Source organism: Trichocoleus sp. DQ-A2 (assembly GCF_039961915.1).
Classification (GTDB): Bacteria; Cyanobacteriota; Cyanobacteriia; order Cyanobacteriales; family FACHB-T130; genus FACHB-T130.
The window spans coordinates 146,194-166,267 of record NZ_JAMPKD010000011.1; the positions used below are offsets into that span (position 1 = coordinate 146,194).

Here is a 20,074-nt window from a genome sequence, read left to right on the forward strand (position 1 = left end):
GCCGCTTCGCTTGCTGTTTCACCGTACACAATAACAACTCATAAGGAAGATTTGGAGAGACGCGATCTCTCCTCCTATAAATATTAGTTTTGCAAAAGTCATAAAATATATCTATAACCAAAACAATAACTAAGGTGAATGTGCTATGACACTTTCAACAATTAGTGCAGAACTATTCCCTTAAAAGTAAACGCTCATAGTTTGGTGCGTGTGGGCGGAACACGGGTAACATTAGATACAGTTGTAGCTGCTTTCAATTCCGGGGCGACTGCTGAGGAAATTGTGTTTCAATATCCTTCTTTGCAGTTAGCGAATATTTATGCTGTAATCAGCTACTATTGACGGCATCGGCAAGAAGTTGAAGTGTATTTGCAACAGCGGCAAAAACGCGCAAGTGAAATACGCAAGCAAAATGAAGCTAAGTTTGACCCCGACGGGGTACCCGAATCATTTAGGATTACTATAAAAACCTAATTTTTAATTAGAGCAGCTACAAATTAGGCTTCGCTTAACAAGATTGGTGTACCGTTTATAGCAGTTCTCACTCTTAGCTCAATATAGACTTGGAAACTCACCCCAACCCGCGAACTTTCACAAGAGGGAATATAAAAAAAACCTCTCTATGAACGGGATGAAGTTAAACCTGACTAGCTCCAATAGGGAACTGCTGTATCTTGAATTGAGAAGTAGCTTAATAAAGTTTTACTCGGTTTTATAAATTAAGAAAACTGAGCCAATTGGATTAGAGTTTTCTACATAGATTTTGTTGTTATAGTAAAAAGCTGTTGAAAACCCACCATCAAATAACATTGCTTCCTGAATATTTCCTAAACAGTGGTTTTTAGAAATTCCTTTCAGGACATCATCAAACTTATCAGGATACAATGGTCCATCGGTTTCGACGTTGTTAACCAATAAAATTACATAGCCTTTGGAAGTAATCGCTGCCATTGAGCGGCTGGTTTCGTGTTGACAGGCATATTCTCCCAAGTCATTACAAATATCTTTAAATATTCCATCTTTATAAAATCTTCCATTTCCTCCTACTAAGTTATAGTTTAAATTTTGCTCGTTTCTTTTCCCAATCTGGATTGTCGCTTTTCGCGCTTTTGTACCTTCTGAAATTCCAAAGGAAGACCGCTTATCTTTAAATAAACCCGAATATTCTACCCCCCTCGAAATGTTCAAGCCTTGGGGTTTATTCTCAGGATCTATATAATCCCCGTTAATGGCTGCAATCGGTTTTTTGCCATTTAGTTTTGCATTATCATCGGCTATAATTTCATGAAATTGTTTTGGAACATATTCTTTGCGGAATCTTCCTTTAGCATCTTTAGCATAAATTTCATGGGCTAAAGCAAGACTAACCTTAAAATCTAGTTTCGGAGATTTTGGATCAAAAATAAGAACATAATTTGCCCCTTTAGCCTTTGTATTTCCTTGATGATCCGTTCTGATAAATTCTATGCTGAATTGGCATTCTTGGCTTTGGCAATCGCATAAATTATTAGCTGTATTTTCTCTGCTTATTATTTTTTGTGCTTGAACTTGAGGACTCGTTGAAGTATTTTTGGAATAAACATGAACAACAGATAAAATAATAAATATTACTAAGAATGTGGCTAGAAATTTTGCTTTTGTAAACATACACCAAGAATTTACAAAAAATGTATGTTTACATTTTAAGCCTAGCAATACCTAGGATGAGGGTGAAAATTAACCACCCTACAAGTATTTTAATAAATAATAAACACGAGCTAATTGTCAGTTGTCATGAGCTTTTAGGTGTTTGCTCAGAATTTCTGATCAAAAACGAATCATTAATGACGAATGACGAACGATCAATTACCGCTAACTAAACGAACCCTAGAGACTGATGAGACCCAATGGCGCTGTTGTAACTGATGCATATGGTTAAACAGTTGCCAGCAATACTGTTCTGGAAGCCCGCAGGTTAAGGCACCGCGCAGGACAACGTTGAAGTACCAGTCGTTGGGGGCGAGTTCTTCTGCTAATTTGTTAACGACAACGTAGGTACGAACGCTGGTATATGTCCGACCTTGGCAGGAAACGTTGACCATTTCCTGGCGATAACCGCCTTGAGGGACTTCTTCGCGTTCATCTAAGCGATCGCTCAATCTCCACGGTAGTCGATACAGAACTCCTTCAACTGAGGCTGATGGATCTTTTACCATATCTAAAACACCACAGTTGCGAAGCGCTGAGCGACGATAAAATCCTAGCCGATATCCTTTCAGTGTGGCAGCACCAATCACGTAACTATGGGTGTTCTCGCCGAATGTACGCTTTAAATCGACCGGGCACATACAAGAACCGTAAGCAAAATAGTAGAACATCGGCTCTGTTTGTTGCTGTTGTTGCAATCTCAATGCTGGATGTGAAGGATTATGAGATTGTACCCAGGTGTGTTTTAAGTGTCCAATGCGATCGCTCATCTATCTATAGGTATAGAAATGTTTTTACTATGGACATGATTCTAGCAGAATGTTTTTATTGTATACCTTCATATCCCGATAGGCAAACCGTAGATTAAATTTTTGTTTTCTCCTCCGGAAACCGGATAAAGATTGGTAGGGTTGAAAAAGCCAAATGTTTTGGAGTTTCCTTGCGGAAGTACAAATACAAGGTTGGGTTTCATTCCCGCACGGAGCCAACGAAACACTGGCTGCGGTTGGGTTCAACAGCGTGAAACCCAACCTATACGGAAAGATTTGTCAGCTAACCCTAACCCCTCACCATTGATGGGAAAAGGAGCATTTGTGTACGTCTGTGCCTCACTTTAGTTTCGCCAGCGTGCCCGATAGCTTCGCGCATCAAGATGACACAGGTTCGGGAAGCTGGTGTAACGACCCAAACCACCGGGCCACCAAGGGTCGAGAGACCAGTAAAGTTGATCGCCAGAAAGACCTTCGCAGAGAAAGTCTATCGCATCTCCAACAATATGACGGCTGTATCTTGCCCCGCCAACGGCACGATTGATCGCTGGAGGTCGATACCAGCTAGTGATGATGAAGGGTCGCCCAATGCGATCGCGTGCCCTTTGTGCGAGTCTCGCAATCCGGATCATGGCATCCAGCGTCGCCTGGTTCGGAGGCATCCGGGTGCCGCCGTGGGTAGCTTCTGCCCAGGTAAAGTTGCCATCCGGAACGATGGGGGCAGACAGCTGAATATTCCTTAGCGTCCACCTGTCGGGACGCTTGGCGACAGCGATTGGGACAGGCTTGGGTGCGGCGTCCGGAGAATCTTTCCGTGCCTGATTCATGCGTTTGAGATCCTCAAATAAGGAGCGAATGGCTTGATCTCTGGTTGCCAAATCGCGCCAAAGTTGAACCAGGCGGATTAAAGCTTCTCGTTGGTGGTCGATTTCTTTATATTCAATCGGCAGACGCCGAACAAAATTCAGCAATTCTCGATCTAGCTGGGCGGCAAGACTCGATAACCTGGTGCGATCGCTTGTCGTGCCACTCAGCAGTAGAGGGTCGATTCCCAATGATGCCAGCGCGGAAGCGCGAGAGTCCAACTTTCGCCAGATCCGAACTAATTCAGTTAGCGCGTTGCGTTGGTTGCCTGAAGCTTGATAATACTGCGGAATGCGCTGGATAAAGGCAATCAGGGCCGGATCGACAATTTTAATCCCTGTATCGGCGGAGGTGTTGTTTTTCAAAGAAGCGATCGCAACTTCCCGCGATTCTAGCTGACGCCACAGCTGAGCTAGCCGCAGCAGGGCTTCTCGTTGATAGGGATAACCGGAGTAATTGGGAGAAATTCGTTGAATAAATTGCTTGAGAGGAACATCCATCTGGGACTCCTCGAAGTTATCGCCAATAACAGTGCCAGGAGACAGCAAAGACGCGATCGCGGCTTCTTCTGTATCCATCTGACGCCACATCCGCACCACTTCCAGGGCAGCATCCCGTTGATGAGGCAAGCCAGTATAGTATTCTGGAACTCGCTCCACTAGGGTCAGTAGCGCCTTATCCAGGTAGGCAAGATTGTGGGGCAAGCCTTCCGCACTGAAATCGGTTTCGATGTCTTTTAGGTACGCTTGCAGTAACGCCTTGGCATCGCTGGCTTCCAACCGCGCTGCTGTCGGTTCGCTTGCTGGCGGTGCATAACCATCAGCCACAGCTTGAATAAAGCGATCGCTGTAGCGCCCTTTTTGTACGTCCCACAGATCCGCTCCTTTCCACCCCTGAGCGACCAGATTGTTACTTAAACTGCGGATAGTATTGGCAGCATATTGCACTTGTTTGGGAAAAGAATCCACCTCCTGTAGGGGAATGCGATTCGCTGGGGAGATGCCCAGTCCCTTTTCTCCGTCCGAAAACTGCGGTGAAGATAGCACTTGATAAAGCGCTGCCAGAATCGGCTTGTGAATGCCAGTTCGTTCCGCTTCTAAGAGGTAGTAGTAATTGCGCTGGTCTGGTGTCAGTGTTGGCATAGCCAGTTTTGATAACCCACTTAACCACTCTATGACTTTGGCACCCGTTCCGAAGCTTTTCCAGAGTGATTCCTAGAATAAATATCAATCAGTGCGATCGCTACCTAAACGGCACGGTAACGCCCCAAGCGTCCGCTTTTCGGACAGAGAAGCCAGAAAATCTAGCTTTCTCCCCTATAAGGCTACGGTGTACACACAAGTCGGCAGACCTCTCCCCAAACCCATCTCCGACACGGAGAGGGGCTTTGAATACTGCTCCCCTTCCCTACGAAGGAAGGGGTTGGGGGTTAGGTCTGAGAGCGCTTTGTCCGTACACCGTAGCCTTATAGGGGGAGGGGTAGGAAGAGGTCAAAATCCACTGTAACCAATTGAAAATCGCGCTCTTTACTTTAGCGCTGGCGACGAAACTCCACCACATCTTTTTTAATGGTGATGTCATAGCCGTCATAGAAGTCATGTCCTAGCAGTCCAATGTCCAAGTCGGGTTGTCCGATTCCAACCAACACATCTTTGACGAGATTTCCACCCAGTTGAATCGAATTAACAAACCCAAAGTATATTCCAGCTACTCCATTCGCCGTCTTCACGTTCGCCATTCCTACAGGTTTCACCTTTAGGTCATAAGCCATCTGTCGGGTGATCAACGTTTTACTTGCCCCTGTATCCAGAAACATTTCATATTTCTTTTTGCCATCAAATGTCACGTCAACAACAGGAATCGTGTCCCCTTGTCGGCGTTTGATGGGAACCGTGAAAAAGGGTTTGTTAACGATTGCAGGTCCAATGGGTTTGGGCTTGGGCGGAGGAGCCGCTTGTTTCTGAGCCGAGGCTAGAAAGCGCTGGTATTGAGGCAGCTTCTTTTGAGCGATCGCATGGTTGCGGCTAGAAGTTGGCACAGCTTTCATTAATTCAATTGCCTCTTGCCACCGGCTGGCAACTAATTGCCAATCATCTCGGCTTTTGGCAGATTCACTAATCGCGATCGCGCCAAGGGCAGTATCAATCGCTTCGTTATAAGTGTCAGGGCCAGTCTTAATCGGTTGGTTAACGGGTGTTTTTTTAGTCGCCGTTGATGCTTTTGGCTTAGCTGTTGAGGCAGATTTAGCCGGTTGAGTCGCAGCAGAACTGGCAACAGCCGCCACGGGACTTGCGCTAGCAGCAGGCTTTGCTGGGGCTGAGGCGGCTGGTGGGCTAGGAGGGCTTGCTGCATCGTTATTACAGCCAAGAACCCCAAACGCCAGGGAGCTGGATAGAACAATCAGGGTGGTACGGCTTTGAGAGGGTTTCCACATGATTAATCGCCCGATCTTATAAGCAATTGATTTTGGAGAGGACACGGCTTTTCTGGCAAGACGGGTCTTACTACACCCTAAGGTAAGATTTTTCCGCAGATTTTTCCGGATTTAACCAGTTTCTTTTTGTTGAATGACTGTTTAACCTGTCAATTGCGATCGCTTCCCGGAAACTCTCCATGCCAGAAGGAGCCGATTGGTTGCCCCGACTTGCCGTAGTTGCGAACCCGTTCAAGCCAGTCCCTCCATCAAGGGCTGCATCAAAGTGTATTTGTTCCATACCATACTAAATGCTACATGAGCAACCGCATTTTCCACAGAATAGATTTTGTAGGTAAACAACAGCCATACTCTTGACTAATCGGTCTTTATAGCGTTAATTGCACTGATGGCGCGGCTGTAGAATAATGCCTTTTGGTCTACAGTTACGTAAAATTGGAAACTTTGTGCAATCTAAGCTCATAGAGTTAAATAATCCTGTCGAAGAAGAATTATATTTGGGTGACTCAGAACCCCCCTTTACCCTTCAAGACTTGAAAGCCGCCATTCCCCCAGAGTGCTTTGTGCCCTCCACCAAGCGATCGCTGTTTTATTTTCTAGTGGATGTAGGGATAATCGGCATCCTCTACGCGATCGCTAGCTACCTGGATTCCTGGTGGTTTTGGCCTGTATTTTGGTTGGCGCAGGGAACGATGTTCTGGGCGTTGTTTGTCGTCGGACACGACTGCGGTCACGGTTCTTTTTCCAGAAAAAAATGGGTAAATAACCTGATTGGGCATTTGGCACACATTCCCATCCTCGTGCCGTATCATGGGTGGCGTATCAGCCACCGAACTCACCACAAAAATACCGGCAACATTGACACGGATGAAAGCTGGTATCCCGTTACAGAAAGCCAGTATCGGGAGATGCCCGCGTATGAAAAATTTGTCCGCTTTAATGCCTTAGCCTTACTGGTGGCTTATCCGTTGTACTTGTTTAAAGGGACTCCTGGAAAGCCTGGCTCTCATTTTCTCCCCAGTAACCCTGTGTTTCGACCCTCAGAAAAATGGGATGTCATCACTAGCGCAACCCTCTGGACGCTGATGCTGGGTTGCTTAGGCTGGTTAACTTATCAGTGGGGCTGGATGTGGCTGGTCAAATACTATGTAGGCCCCTACGAGGTTTTTGTCGTCTGGCTGGCATTGGTAACATTTCTGCACCATACCGACCCGGATATTCCTTGGTATCGTGGGAAAGACTGGTATTTTCTCAAGGGTGCTTTATCTACGATTGACCACGATTATGGGTTTATCAATAATATTCACCATAATATTGGCACCCATGTAGCTCATCACATATTCCTTAGCATTCCTCACTACCACCTGAAGACAGCGACTGAGGCGATTAAACCCATTTTGGGTAATTACTACCGAAAATCCAATCGGTCAGTTTTCCAAGCCTTCCTACGCTCTAACCCTTCCTGTCATTTTGTAACGGATACAGGGGCGAAGGTTTACTACAAATCTAAAAAAGAACTCCAAAAAGACTAATACAGTCATTTCCTGAGTTCAAGTAGAGGCGCAAAGTTTTGCGCCTCTACTTGATTAAAATTTTGATGGTTTGATTCCAAACACGCTCAACCCTTGCCTCTCTGTTCAATGAACCCTTCCGGGCAAGCCTGACAGACTGCGACCCCCATTAACCAGGAATATTCAGATAAAAGTGGAGAGCGAATTAAAACTGTAAACTTATGTTAAGTTCAGTTTTCGCTTTTCATCATGAATTCTCGTCGCATCTTCCTCAAGACTCTATTGGCAAGTTTTTTCGCCCTCATCACCTGGTTGAGCATTACACCATCAGCTGCTGCGCTCGGCGGCAAGCTGCCTACTGTAAATCAATCGGCTCCAGAGTTTACCCTGCCAACGAATACCGGCGATGGCGAAGTCTCCCTGTCCGATTACCGGGGTCAATGGGTGGTTCTCTACTTTTATCCCCAAGACTTCACCTCTGGTTGCACTCTAGAAGCCCGCAGATTTCAGCAAGACTTGCCGAAATACCTGGATAAAAATACTCAAATTATTGGCGTCAGTGCTGATTCTGTTGATTCTCATGCCAAGTTCTGCGATTCAGAAAAGCTGAAGTTTCCACTGCTGGCTGATACAGATGGCAAGGTGAGCAAAGCTTACGGTTCTTGGATTGGATTTGTCTCGATGCGCCATACCTTCATTGTCGATCCACAGGGAGTGCTACGCGAGACATTTACAGGGATCAATCCTGCAATTCACAGTAGCGAGGTTTTGGTACGTCTCAATGAATTGCAGGCAGCATCCTAAAGCGGCTAATGACTCAGCAAAGCCGTGAAAATCAACATCGTTTGTGCAAGCTGATCATTGGTAATCGGCAATAACTTCTTGTCAGTATTCCCGATTGACTCATGCACATTCAAGAGGATTGCTAGATTAGCAAAAAATATAAATAACAAAATTCCTGATGGATGTTTGTCTCCACCAGGAATTCTTAAAGTTGTTTCTAAAACGTAGTTGTCAATGTTACGTAACTACGGCGAAACTTGTGTTGTACTTTACCGACGATAAGTAGAAGAAGTGGCTTCATTTGGGTCGCGGTAAGCTACACGGTCGTCGTGTTTACGACCAGCTAAACCAGCTAAACCAGCTAAACCCAGCAGTCCTAACCAACCCCAATTAGAATCGCGATCGCCTTCATAATCGGCGTTGTTTACGCCTTGACTCGGAGCAGTGGTGGTGGTGTCGGGAGCTGTATTGGTGGTACCGGGAGCTGAACTATCGGTCTGGGCGGAAGCAGGTAGGGTCATGGGAACCAAAGCGACGCTAGCTGCAAGAACACCAGCACTCACCAATTTGGACAAGTTTGAATTTTTCATGTTTAAATCTCCTGTTCTTATGTTTCCAATCGATGGATTTCCAACAGGACGACATCCAGCAAATTGGTTTTAAAAGTGACGGACAGACAATAAATGTCTATGAACAAGCTGTTAATCAGCTTTAGCGGCGATAAGTAGAGGAACCGACTTCGTTGGGGTCGCGGTAAGCGGTCGTTTCGTGATTCTTACGACCTGCAAGACCTGCCAAACCAGCTAAGCCCAACAATCCTAACCAACCCCAATCAAAACCGCGATCGCCTTCAGTATTTGTATTTGTATTGTCTACGCCTTGGCTAGGAGCTGTATTGGTGGTACCGGGAGATGTAGTCGTATCAGTCTGGGCAGAAGCAGGTAGGGTCATGGGAACCAGAGCGACGCTAGCTGCAAGAACACCAGCACTCATTAGTTTAGACAAGTTTGAATTTTTCATGGGTGAATCTCCTCTTTTGTTACTCTTAATTTATACGAGTATCAAGAGAATCCAAATCCCTCTATAGCTGGAAACTCCTGCTTATGTTTGTTATCACTCAAGAGATAGAAAAAGCCTTTTACAGGAGATGAATATATACGGCTTTAGCCGTATATACATTTCTGTAAATTTTATTTCTTGTCTCCTAGGTGTCGTTGTAGCTGCCTGAGAGTTTGATACATCTCTGGAAGACGATGGTAGATGGCTGCTGCTTTTAGGAATACTTTGTGGGGAATCGCTGGCACGCCAGTAACAATGGCACCAGGTTCAATATCATTGTGGATGCCTGCTTTGGCGGTCGCGATCGCGCCATCTCCAATATGTGCTTGATTGGCAATCCCTACTTGTCCGGCTAACAGCACGCGATTGCCAACAGTAACGCCGCCTGCCATCCCTACCTGTCCGGCTAAGGCGCAGTTAGAGCCTACCTTACAGCCGTGACCGATATGCACCAAGTTATCAATTTTGGTGTTGTGGGCAACGCGGGTTTCTCCCACAGCGGGGCGGTCAATGGTGCTATTGCAACCCACTTCAACGCCATCTTCCAGAACAGTGTAGCCAGACTGCTCCATTTTGAACCAGCCAGTCGGGGTGGGGACAAACCCAAAGCCTTCCGCACCGAGGACGGCACCGCTATGAATGACGCAATCTGCGCCGATCCGGGTGCGTTCGTGAATGGAACAATTAGCGTGTAATACCGTGCGATCGCCTATCTGCACGTTTGGATAGATGACTACATTCGGGTGAATGATGACAGCATTTCCAATCTCTGTACCCGCCTCAATGACTGCATGAGCGCCGATGTAAACATCTTGACCAATTTTGGCGTCGGGATGAATGACTGCGGTGGGATGGATTCCAGGCGCTGGACGGAAGGGTTTATAGAAAAGAGCGATCGCTGCGGCAAACATTAATCGCGGATCGGATACCGCAATCCAGGCAATTCCCCGCTCAGATGCTTGTGCTTGTAGCTTTTCATCCGGCGGTAAAATTAAGGCACTGGCAAAGGTTTTTCCCACAAAAGCCGCAAATTTCGCGCCCTCTATGTAGCTGAGTGTGCCAATGGCAGCCTCATCGACGGGTGCTACTCCCGTAATTTCCGGGTTGCAATCTGTATTTGAGGTCAAACTATTGCAGGCGGCAGTAGTACCCAGTTTTTCGACAATTTCGTGAAATTTCATCGGCATATTCATGGACAACTGTAAATGAATTGGCAGCTATACAAGAGATTCATCAAGTATTCGCACCGCCAAGACACAATTAAAAATTAAATTTTTGGGTTTTTAATTTTTAATTTTTAATTTTTAATTTCTTCGTTGCCCATTGCCTGACCTGCTAAGTAAGCAGTCGTCCAGGCACTCTGAAAGTTAAAGCCACCCGTGACGCCGTCAATATCGAGGATTTCTCCGGCAAAGTAAAGTCCCGGACAGATGCGGCTTTCCATTGTCTTAAAGTTCACTTCCTTTAAGTTGACGCCGCCACAGGTAACGAATTCTTCCTTAAAGACACCCTTCCCCTGAATTTGGTACTTACCCTCGGAAAGTTCTTGAATGAGCTGATTGAGAACTTTATTAGATAATTCCGCCCAACGCTGTTCCCCACTAATCCCCACAGCAGCAATTAAACTCTGCCAGAGGCGTCGAGGTAAGGGCAGCGGACAACTGGTAGAAATGGCGCGTTGGGGCAATTGGGACTTGACCGCCAAAAGCATTTCCCGCAGCTTTTCCGGGTTGTACTGGGGTAGCCAATTAATTTGCAACGTTGTTCGATAATTGCAATCGTGCAGCATTCTAGCCGCCCAAGCAGACAGTTTCAAGGCAGCAGGGCCACTCAAACCCCAGTGGGTAATCAGTAATGGCCCGATTTGTTCTAACTGAGTTTTACCGACACCTAAACGCAGCCGCGCACTTTCCACGCTGACTCCGGCTAAATCTTGCAACCGGGGGTCGGAAATCGTAAAGGTGAATAGAGAGGGAACGGGTGGTTCAATCGTGTGTCCTAAAGTTTTTGCCCAGCGGTAGCCTTGGGGATTGCTGCCGGTAGCGAGGAGAATGCGATCGCACTTGAGGATCTCTCCTGACTTCAACTGGATCTCAAAGCCGGTGTCGAGTGGTTGATTCAATGAAGTCACTTGCCGGAAAATCTTATCAACAGGTGTTCCCCTGCGAATCTGCACTCCAGATGCCCTTGCTGCCTCAAACAGACAATCCACAATAGTTTCGGAACTATCTGTAATTGGAAACATCCGTCCATCCGGTTCAGTTTTCAATTGGACGCCGCGATCGCTAAACCAAACGACTGTATCTTTAGCTTGGAAACGACTAAAAGCCCCCCGAAGTGCTTTCCCGCCTCTGGGGTAATATTGCACTAAACCAGCCGGGTCAAAGCAAGCATGAGTAACATTGCATCGCCCGCCGCCAGAAATCCGAACTTTAGATAAGGGTTGTCGTCCTGCTTCTAACAAAATTACTTGCGCGTGGGGATAAGTTTCGGCACAGGTAATTGCACCAAAAAAACCCGCTGCCCCACCGCCAATCACTACTACTTTTAAAGGTTGCACAATCAAGCTATTGCCGATTTCACGGAATATTTCCGTACAGATGCGATATTATCTCTCTACCCGTCGTATGGTTCAAAATCCGCTTTTGTAGCTCCACACGTAGGACATACCCAGTCTTCCGGGATATCTTCAAATGCCGTACCCGGTTGGATACCGCTATCTGGGTCGCCCTGTTGTTGATCGTAGATGTAGTTGCAAACTGTACATATATACTTCTTCATTATCGCTCCTCAACATTTGCCTATACATAATACTAAAAGCCGACGTAATCGAAATTACATCGGCTTTTGCAGAACCCATTGTTCATCTTCGAGAAACTTAAGTTTTGAGCCAAGGACTATCGCTGAATCGCACTCGCCTTAAGCCGAATCAAAAGTTTTGAAACCCACGCCAGCAGGTTAATTCTCTTGTAGTGTAGACGCACTTTCAACCGCCCAGTTGCTACAACTTTGCTTTAGCCTTCGACCAAAAGCCGTGTTCATCTTGTTCAAATTGATCAGAAACAACATCCCAAGCATGATGGTCAGCTTTGGATTCATCGCCAGAGTCTTCTAGCGCTTTGTTGTAATTGGCGATAAATGTCCTTTGAGCATCCTCTGAGAGGTGAGAACGAACTTCCGGGGACAAATCGCTAGGACTTTCCAGTTTCCCAGCGCGTTTGCGGGGTAATGTGGTTTCGCTGGTATGCACTTCTTCGCCACCAGCACTTTCTAGCAGCAGCTGAATTTCACCGGATTGATTGGCAGAGACTTCTACAACTACCAGAAAATCTCCAGCTTCGACGCGAGTTTGATAAATGGCAGCTTTGTCTTCTGGCATTCCCAAAGCGACCAAAGCAGAAACTAAACCAGCGCCCGCTGCACCCGCTAAAGCACCACTCGCTGCACCCAGCAACGCCGCACCAATGGGTCCTGCCGCGACGACTGAACCTACAAAAGGAATGAACAGCACTCCCACACCAGTCAGCAAGCCAAGGGCTGAACCAAACAAGGAACCAAAGATGCCGCCGCTTCTCAGCCCGCCTAAAATCACATCTTTTTTGGTGATGAATCCAGCAATGCGAGTTTCGGAATGAAAGTTTTTGCCGATTACTGAAATATCGTCGCGGGAAATCCCCCGATCGAGCAAGCGGTGAATCACTTTCTCAATTTGTTCGCGCTCTTTGAAAACGGCTGAGATACTGCGTTCTACTGTGGAAACACTTGGCTGTGTAGTTGGGTTTGTCGCGGTCATTCACTTCTCCTGAAATTTGTTTTTTAATTTTTGTTAATTTCTCTTGGAGAATAGCGAACATGACAATTCCAGCGAATCGCCCCGAAGGTTGATATTAAATGTATTTAAAGATACTAAATGACTTAACAAACTTTGAAAAAGAAAGCAATTATCGGCGAGTGCGCTGAACGCCGTAAGTAATCCCACTCGCAATTGAAAGCAAAATTAATATCCAGATAACGCCGCCAGGGATGAACGTGAGAATTCCAAATCCTCGCAACAGATACACCGCAATTGTCAGCCCTACAACACTGGCAAAAATAGAAGAAATCAGGGTTTCAGGGTTAGGAGTTTGGCTCACAGACTCGACCAAATAAATGGTTAAAACAGAATATTGCCATCGGCTACGTCCGCCCAAGCTGCAAATGCCGCCGAGGATACCAGCAACCAAGGTAAAGAGAACTAACGCCCAGATGACGTAGTCAGGAAGCTGCTTCAGAACGCCCGATCCTTTCAGCACCACGATAATCGCTGTAATCACTAAAGCAATGCCAGCGATACAACAAAATTGCGGTGCCTGGGTTGGGAGAGCGACTCACGTTCCTTGGCTCCTGACATGCTTGAGGAATTATGGTCATCATTGTTACATACTGAGTTGCTGAAACAGCGATGTAGGATCAAATTAGGAGATTAGCCAACATACCTTGCCTTCCACGTCCGAGACAACCTGTGTTAGCTTGACATCGAATTACTATTGATTGAGGAGTAGCTGAGTCAGTATGAGTATACTTTTTCCGTCGGACTCGATGGATGCCGCCTCAGACTTGTCGCTGAGCAAGAGATACTCAACGGCGCTTTTGCAAGGTGAGATTTTGATAGAAACGCAATTGCGTTCTACTTGGGGGGGTGCTGTTACTGCCCAAATGTATTTGCCAATCGAGCGATCGCGCGTTTGGCAACAAGTGACAGACTATCCCCGTTGGGTGCAATATTTCCCAGATGTTACTCACTCTGAGGTACTGCACTCCAACGTCTCCTCGCCTGTTGGCTTACCGGAAGGGACGAGTTCCAAGAGTGTTTACCAAGTTGCCACGAAAACTTTCCTGTTTCTCAGTCTTCAGGTTGAGGCTTATCTGAGTGTGTCTGAGATCGTGCAGCAGGAAATTCATTTTCGCTTGGAAAAAGGTACTTTTACCGATTTCTGTGCTGACTTAAGTTTGCAAGATTACGAGAATGGCACTTTGCTCACCTATACAGTAAAAGCAACGCCCAATATCCCAGTGCCGTCAATTTTCATCGAACAGGCAATGCAGCTAGAACTGCCTGTGAATATGCGAACTATGCGCCAGGTGATGTGCGGCAGTTAAAAGAGGCGATCGCGTTTAGTTCTAAATGCACCTAAATTATCGGGGATAACGATACCAGGCAGAATTCTTCATCGGATATTTGTCTGGTATAAATTAGCACTATTTAAGTCAGCCCCAAGCAAGTTGGCATTTTTCAGCTTGGCACCTGTCAAGTTTGCAAATCTCAAAGTCGCTTTTTGCAGGTCAGCACCTTCTAAGTTGGCATCCGTTAAGCGCGTAAATCTTAGGATGGCATTTTGTAAGTTAGCGTTTCTGAGCTGGGCGCGAGCTAAGTCCGCTACGTATAAGTTAGCACCAGCCAGATTGGCTCCGGTTAGGTTGGCTTTCCTTAAGTTAGCCCGTTGCAGGTTCGCTTCTCTCAAGTCGGCACCGCTTAAATCAGCACCGGAAAGGTCGCACCCTACGCATTCTTTCGTTTCCAGCAATCGTTTGACGTGCCCCATATTTGCCGCTTGTACGGGCGTCGCCAGCGATAGCGGCACCGATAAAGCGGCGGCAACCAGTATTGTGAGTTTCATGACGTTTTTCGCCTCCTAAGCTTATTATCCAGCGAGGCGTTATCTCTGAGGAGAAAGAAAACCGCCACATTTGTCTATCCAATTGGGTTGGTTAAATCATTTAAAACTGTTTCTTATATGACGTTTGCAATAAACCTTAAAAATTTAATAAATTTTTAATACTAAGAATACAAACAAAAGTTTCGGTTATCAAAAGCTAAAAGATTTATAAATTCGTTACGCTTCTTGACGATTTGGTGTAATTTTAAATAAGGAAAAATATCTTAAAATCTATACAAAGGTGGATTGCTTGCAGTCCAGATGAAGGGAAAAAAGGAACCCTTTAAAAATGCGGTTAGGAATTGGTAAATCCTCTTGATTAAAGGAAGTTTATAAACCCATCCTCAGACGCGAGGCGATCTAGTTGCGGCAAGTTTTAATTAACTTACTTCGCAATGCAGTCAAGTTTACAGAAATTGGCGTTATAACTTTCAAAGTGGGCTACCAAACGGAGAGAACCCAGTTTCAGGTGGCAGATACAGGAATTGGTATTACACCGGATGCAAAAGGAACCGGATTAAAATTGGCAATTCGCTGTCAATTAGTTCAACTGATGAGTGGCGCATTCAAAGTCAAGAGTACCCTCCACCTGCCAAGGAAATCGCAGACTTGCTCGATCTAGGCAAGGAAAGACGATTTTAGAGGCGTCGTAGAGCGATCGCTTACCTTGAGGGGTTGGATCGGCAGTTGATTCCGTATACTACCCATTTTGTCAATTCGGTAAGGTTTTAAAGAGAAACAAGTCTTATAGTTTATTACAGAATTTAAGAGGTATGAATGAGTGTTGATACGGTTGAAAAAGGAGTTATCTTAATCGTTGATGACACTCCTACCAATTTGGGAATGCTGTTCGATTTCCTGGCTCATTCCGGCTTCCAAGTTTTAGTGGCTGAAGATGGCGAAAGTGCAATTGAAAGCGCTGAATATGCTTCACCCGACCTAATTTTATTAGATGTACTCATGCCCGGAATAGATGGATTTGAAACTTGCCGCCGCCTAAAAGCGAATCAAGTAACTCAAGATATTCCCGTAATTTTTATGACCGCTCTGAGTGAGACAGTGGATAAGGTCAAAGGGTTGAATCTTGGGGCGGTAGATTACATTACTAAACCGCTCCAGCATGAAGAAGTTTTAGCCCGTGTCAGCATCCACCTGCGCCTGCGTTGCTTGACCAAAAAACTGATAGACCAAAATATACGTTTAGAACAGGAGATATGCGAACGCAAACAAGCAGAAGCAGAACGAGAGCAAGCATTTATAGCGCTCCAGGAAAGCGAAGCTCGATTTAGATGCTTGGTTGAATCGAATATCATTGGGATTATTTTCGCAGATTTTCGGGGCAATATTACCGAAGCGAATGATGCCTTTCTACAGATGGTGGGATATGAGCGGGAGGAACTGCCAACGGGAGGTTTGCGTTGGGATGAAATTACTCCGCCCGAATATCGCCATTTAGACGAAGACGCGCTCGCACAATTCCTCAGTTCTGGCAATTGTACTCCCTACGAGAAAGAATTTATTTCCAAAGATGGTCGTCGCGTTCCAGTGATGATTGGTGCAGCGCTGATGGAACCATCTCAACCAAACGTTGTCGGTTTTGTCCTTGACATCACCGAGCGCAAACAGGCAGATCGGAAAATCCAAGAACAAGCGGCTTTGCTTGATATTACAACCGATGCAATTCTCGTCCGAGACCTGAACAACCAAATCCTATTTTGGAACAAAGGGGCTGAACGTTTGTACGGATGGAAGACAGAAGAAGTTTTTGGTAAGAATGCTAATCAACTTTTATACAAGGAAATTTCACCACAACTCCAAAAAAATCAGAATATTCTTGCCCAAGAAAACGAGTGGCAGGGTGAATTGCATCAAGTCACAAAAGACGGGAAAAATATTATCGTTGCAAGTCGCTGGACTCTCGTTCGGGATGAAGAAGAACAACCCAAATTTATCTTAACTGTTAATACCGATATTACAGAGAGGAAACAACTCGAAGCCCAGTTTCTTCGGGCACAGCGCATGGAGAGTATCGGCACTCTGGCAAGCGGGATTGCCCACGATCTCAACAATGCCCTAGCGCCTGTATTAATGTCTGTTCAAATCTTGGAACACAAACTTCAAGATGAGCAGAGCCGGCGAATACTAAAAACACTAGAAACCAATACTCAACGAAGTGCCGATCTCGTTAAACAAGTGCTGTCATTTGTGCGAGGAGTCGAAGGGAAGCGAACCACCTTGCAAGTAAGGCACATTATTAAAGAAATTGAGCAGATTGTTAAACAGACATTTTCTAGAGCGATTGAAATCCGCACCGATATCCCGATGCTCGATCTTTGGACTATTTCTGGGGATGCAACTCAGCTGCACCAAGTATTGATGAATCTCTGTGTAAACGCTAGGGATGCGATGCCAAACGGGGGAACTTTAGAGCTTTGTGCCAGGAATCTGTGGGTTGATGAACACTATGCCCGGATGAATCTTGATGCTAAGGTTGGCCCTTACGTTGTCATTACTGTATCCGATACAGGGATGGGAATCTCAAGGGAAATAATAGATAGAATCTTTGAGCCATTTTTCACCACAAAAGAGATAGGACAAGGTACTGGCTTAGGTCTTTCAACGGTGATGGGTATCGTTAAAAGTCACGGTGGATTTGTGCAGGTACTTAGCGAAGTAGGCCAAGGAACGCAATTTTATATTTACTTACCCGTAACGCAGGCAACGATACCAGATGAGACGAAAAGCTTGCCTCATGAATTGCCTAGAGGACAAGGAGAATTAATTCTCGTTGTTGATGATGAATATTCAATTCGAGAGCTTACGAAAATTTCTCTAGAAACCTATAATTACAAGGTTTTAACCGCTAATGATGGAGTGGAGGCATTGGTGCTATATGCAGAACACAAGCAAGATATTAACGCTGTATTAGTCGATATGATGATGCCAGCTATGGATGGTATAACGACTATCCGGGCTTTGCAAAAAATCAATCCACAGGTCAAGATTATTGCAGTTAGCGGACTTACATCTAATTACCAGATAACTGAAATCGCTGGAAATAACGTCAAAACATTTTTACCAAAGCCCTACACCTCAGAGGAATTGTTGAAAAATATACAGGTGGTTCTTGGTAAAAATTAGAAGGTTTTGTTTTTCTATGATTGCCAATGTTTTCAGATACCCGACTTTTTAAAAAAGTCGGGTATCTCGCTTTCACGTTGCAGCTCAATTTTATCTAATGCCCAAAGAATTTACTAGAAGCGATCGCGCTTTACATCAGTTCTCGTCCAGTTAATCGCGCTTTACATCAGTTCTCGCCCAGTTAATCGCGCTTTACATCAGTTCTTACCCAGCTAATCGCACCGCCAAATCTTGATAGTCTTGTCCTCGCTGCCACTGACTAAAGTCTGCCCATCCGGACTAAAAGCAACTGAATAAACCAAATTTGAATGCCCTCTGAGGGTGTGAATCAGCTTACCACTGTCAATCGACCAATTCTGAATGGTGTTGTCTCCACTACCACTGGCAAGAGTCTGCCCATCCGGACTAAAAGCGACGGAACAAACCGAATTTGAATATCCAGTGAGGCTGTGAATCAGCTTACCAGTCTCCAAGTGCCAAATCTTGATAGTCTTATCTCCGCTACCACTGGCAAGAGTCTGCCCATTCGGACTAAAAGCAACTGAATAAACCCGGTTTAAATGCCCCGTGAAAGTGCGAATCAGCTTGCCACTGCCCGCCTGCCACAGCTTGATAGTGTAATCCTGACTGCTACTGGCAAGAGTTTGCCCATCCGGACTAAAGGCAACGGAAAAAATATAGTCTAAGTGCCCCGTAAAATCGCGAATCAGCTTGCCACTGCCCACCTGCCACAGCTTAATGATTTTGTCCCCACTACCACTGGCAAGAGTCTGCCCATCCGGACTAAAAACAACAGAATGAACCCACCTTGAATGCCCCGTGAAAGTGCGAATCAGCTTGCCACGGTCCACCTGCCACAGTTTAATAGTGCTGTCTCCACTACCACTGGCAAGAGTCTGCCCATCTGGACTGATAGCTATAGAACGAACCCAGCTTGAATGCCCGGTGAGGGTGTGAATCAGCTTGCCACTGTCCACCTGCCACAGCTTGATGCTGTAGTCCTGACTGCCACTGGCAACAGTCTGCCCATCTGGACTGATAGCTATAGAGCGAACCCAGCTTGAATGCCCGGTAAGCGTGCGGACACATCTCCAATTCTGGGGCTTTGGCGTTGGCGGTGGTGGCGCAGGTGTCGTCGCTTGTGCCTTTAGCGGTGGTGGGGTAGGTACAGCATTCAAGTCTTTCAACACTTCATCTGCTGATTGATAGCGTTCTTTCACATAATCTTTCAGTAACTTATCCAAAACTTGACTCAGTTGACTGCTGACATTTTTCCCCTTTTCCCTCAGATGCTCTTTCCATAGCCAGCAGCCCTCTAATGGATCGTAAAGTTCATCAAGCTTGGTTGCTGTCAGCAGATGAATACAGGTAACGCCTAAACTGTATAAGTCACTGGCTGGATAAGCTTTACCGCTGCGAAATTGTTCGATGGGTGCGTAGCCTTCTGTGCCAGCTTTTGTGCCTGTTTTAGTTAAACCAGTGCCGACTGTTAATTTTTTAGAAATGCCAAAATCAATTAGGACGAATTTGCCATCTCTTTTACGTTTAATAATATTCGTCGGCTTGATATCCCGGTGAATCACCTGATGTTCGTGGACAAATTGCAGCACCGGCAATAAATCATTTAATAAATCTCGAATTTGCTCTTCTGTGAATGCTTGCTGCCGTTCCAAGTTTTGACCTAATTCCTGCCCTTCGATATATTGCTGCACCAGATACAGGCGTTTATCTTGCTCGAAATAGGCAAATAAACTGGGAATTTGTGGATGTTGTTCTCCCAGTTGCAGTAACTGTCTCGCTTCTTGCTCAAATAGCTGGGTTGCCTTCTGCATTGCCGCTGAATTGCCTTGAATCTCTGGCACTGGCAAAAATTGCTTAATTACACAAGGAGCTTTTAGCCTGTCTGCGTCTTCAGCCAAGAAAGTTCTACCAAATCCACCCTCGCCAATGGGCGCGATCGCGCGGTATCGATCCTTGAGCAGTAACTTCGTTCCGCAACTTGTACAAAAGTTTGTGCCAACAGGGTTTTGAGGCTTGTTGCAACCTGAATTCAGGCAATAGCTCATAGACAGAAAATCGGCAGATTGCGTCTATGATAAAGCTTTTTGTGGAGCGGACATCTCTCCTGTA

Annotated in this window: 19 protein-coding genes and 1 pseudogene; 6 read left to right on the forward strand and 14 right to left on the reverse strand. The window is 45.7% G+C overall.

Features of this window, described 5'->3' with window-relative positions; all coding sequences use genetic code 11:
• Positions 1-174 precede the first annotated feature (174 nt).
• Positions 175-474, forward strand: a pseudogene (locus NC997_RS13110) (DUF433 domain-containing protein).
• Positions 475-702: 228 nt separating this feature from the next.
• Here NC997_RS13110 and NC997_RS13115 read toward each other — a convergent pair.
• From NC997_RS13115 to NC997_RS13135, 5 genes are all read right to left on the reverse strand, one after another.
• Positions 703-1,647, reverse strand: a complete 945-nt coding sequence (locus NC997_RS13115; RefSeq protein ID WP_190412763.1) for a phosphodiester glycosidase family protein — start codon at positions 1,645-1,647, stop codon at positions 703-705.
• A gap of 194 nt (positions 1,648-1,841) precedes the next feature.
• Positions 1,842-2,456, reverse strand: a complete 615-nt coding sequence (locus NC997_RS13120; protein WP_190412762.1) for a gamma-glutamylcyclotransferase — start codon at positions 2,454-2,456, stop codon at positions 1,842-1,844.
• Between the two features lie 344 nt (positions 2,457-2,800).
• Positions 2,801-4,462: a D-Ala-D-Ala carboxypeptidase family metallohydrolase gene (locus NC997_RS13125; protein ID WP_190527872.1), complete on the reverse strand. Its 1,662-nt coding sequence runs from the start codon at positions 4,460-4,462 to the stop codon at positions 2,801-2,803.
• Positions 4,463-4,851: 389 nt separating this feature from the next.
• Positions 4,852-5,754 (reverse strand): retropepsin-like aspartic protease, encoded by a 903-nt coding sequence (locus NC997_RS13130; protein WP_190527875.1) that lies wholly within the window; start codon positions 5,752-5,754, stop codon positions 4,852-4,854.
• Positions 5,755-5,824: 70 nt separating this feature from the next.
• The gene (locus tag NC997_RS13135; protein ID WP_190527877.1) at positions 5,825-6,034 is read right to left on the reverse strand and encodes a hypothetical protein; all 210 of its coding nucleotides are present in this window, start codon (positions 6,032-6,034) and stop codon (positions 5,825-5,827) included.
• 166 nt (positions 6,035-6,200) lie between these two features.
• Between NC997_RS13135 and NC997_RS13140 the strand changes: the two genes are divergently transcribed.
• A complete protein-coding gene (locus NC997_RS13140; protein WP_347276118.1) occupies positions 6,201-7,286 on the forward strand; it encodes a fatty acid desaturase in 1,086 nt (361 codons plus the stop codon).
• A 228-nt stretch (positions 7,287-7,514) separates the two neighbouring features.
• Positions 7,515-8,069 carry a peroxiredoxin gene (locus NC997_RS13145; RefSeq protein WP_190527880.1) on the forward strand — a complete coding sequence of 185 codons (555 nt, stop codon included), beginning with the start codon at positions 7,515-7,517 and terminating at the stop codon, positions 8,067-8,069.
• 248 nt (positions 8,070-8,317) lie between these two features.
• Here the strand turns inward: NC997_RS13145 and NC997_RS13150 are convergent, their stop codons facing one another.
• The 7 genes from NC997_RS13150 to NC997_RS13180 form a co-directional block, all read right to left on the reverse strand.
• Complete coding sequence (locus NC997_RS13150; protein ID WP_190439742.1) at positions 8,318-8,638, reverse strand: WGxxGxxG family protein; 321 nt, start codon at positions 8,636-8,638, stop codon at positions 8,318-8,320.
• A 121-nt stretch (positions 8,639-8,759) separates the two neighbouring features.
• Entirely contained in the window at positions 8,760-9,068 is a 309-nt protein-coding gene (locus NC997_RS13155; RefSeq protein ID WP_190412755.1) for a WGxxGxxG family protein, read from the reverse strand.
• 170 nt (positions 9,069-9,238) lie between these two features.
• Entirely contained in the window at positions 9,239-10,288 is a 1,050-nt protein-coding gene (gene lpxD / locus NC997_RS13160; RefSeq protein ID WP_190527882.1) for a UDP-3-O-(3-hydroxymyristoyl)glucosamine N-acyltransferase, read from the reverse strand.
• Between the two features lie 116 nt (positions 10,289-10,404).
• A complete protein-coding gene (locus NC997_RS13165; protein ID WP_190527885.1) occupies positions 10,405-11,673 on the reverse strand; it encodes an NAD(P)/FAD-dependent oxidoreductase in 1,269 nt (422 codons plus the stop codon).
• Between the two features lie 50 nt (positions 11,674-11,723).
• Positions 11,724-11,888, reverse strand: a complete 165-nt coding sequence (gene rd, locus NC997_RS13170) for a rubredoxin (RefSeq protein ID WP_190412752.1) — start codon at positions 11,886-11,888, stop codon at positions 11,724-11,726.
• A gap of 220 nt (positions 11,889-12,108) precedes the next feature.
• Positions 12,109-12,900 carry a ChaB family protein gene (locus tag NC997_RS13175; protein WP_190527887.1) on the reverse strand — a complete coding sequence of 264 codons (792 nt, stop codon included), beginning with the start codon at positions 12,898-12,900 and terminating at the stop codon, positions 12,109-12,111.
• 148 nt (positions 12,901-13,048) lie between these two features.
• Positions 13,049-13,240 carry a hypothetical protein gene (locus NC997_RS13180; protein WP_190412750.1) on the reverse strand — a complete coding sequence of 64 codons (192 nt, stop codon included), beginning with the start codon at positions 13,238-13,240 and terminating at the stop codon, positions 13,049-13,051.
• Between the two features lie 418 nt (positions 13,241-13,658).
• Between NC997_RS13180 and NC997_RS13185 the strand changes: the two genes are divergently transcribed.
• Positions 13,659-14,246 carry an SRPBCC family protein gene (locus NC997_RS13185; RefSeq protein WP_190428625.1) on the forward strand — a complete coding sequence of 196 codons (588 nt, stop codon included), beginning with the start codon at positions 13,659-13,661 and terminating at the stop codon, positions 14,244-14,246.
• Between the two features lie 68 nt (positions 14,247-14,314).
• On the opposite strand, the gene NC997_RS13190 is transcribed toward NC997_RS13185, so the two are convergent.
• The gene (locus NC997_RS13190; RefSeq protein ID WP_190527888.1) at positions 14,315-14,764 is read right to left on the reverse strand and encodes a pentapeptide repeat-containing protein; all 450 of its coding nucleotides are present in this window, start codon (positions 14,762-14,764) and stop codon (positions 14,315-14,317) included.
• A gap of 403 nt (positions 14,765-15,167) precedes the next feature.
• Here NC997_RS13190 and NC997_RS13195 point away from each other — a divergent pair, with 403 nt between their 5' ends.
• Both NC997_RS13195 and NC997_RS13200 read left to right on the forward strand, forming a co-directional pair.
• Positions 15,168-15,425: an ATP-binding protein gene (locus NC997_RS13195; RefSeq protein WP_190412746.1), complete on the forward strand. Its 258-nt coding sequence runs from the start codon at positions 15,168-15,170 to the stop codon at positions 15,423-15,425.
• Between the two features lie 155 nt (positions 15,426-15,580).
• Positions 15,581-17,944 carry a response regulator gene (locus NC997_RS13200; RefSeq protein ID WP_190527890.1) on the forward strand — a complete coding sequence of 788 codons (2,364 nt, stop codon included), beginning with the start codon at positions 15,581-15,583 and terminating at the stop codon, positions 17,942-17,944.
• Positions 17,945-18,156: 212 nt separating this feature from the next.
• Here the strand turns inward: NC997_RS13200 and NC997_RS13205 are convergent, their stop codons facing one another.
• Entirely contained in the window at positions 18,157-20,010 is a 1,854-nt protein-coding gene (locus tag NC997_RS13205; protein ID WP_190527892.1) for a serine/threonine-protein kinase, read from the reverse strand.
• Positions 20,011-20,074: the final 64 nt, after the last annotated feature.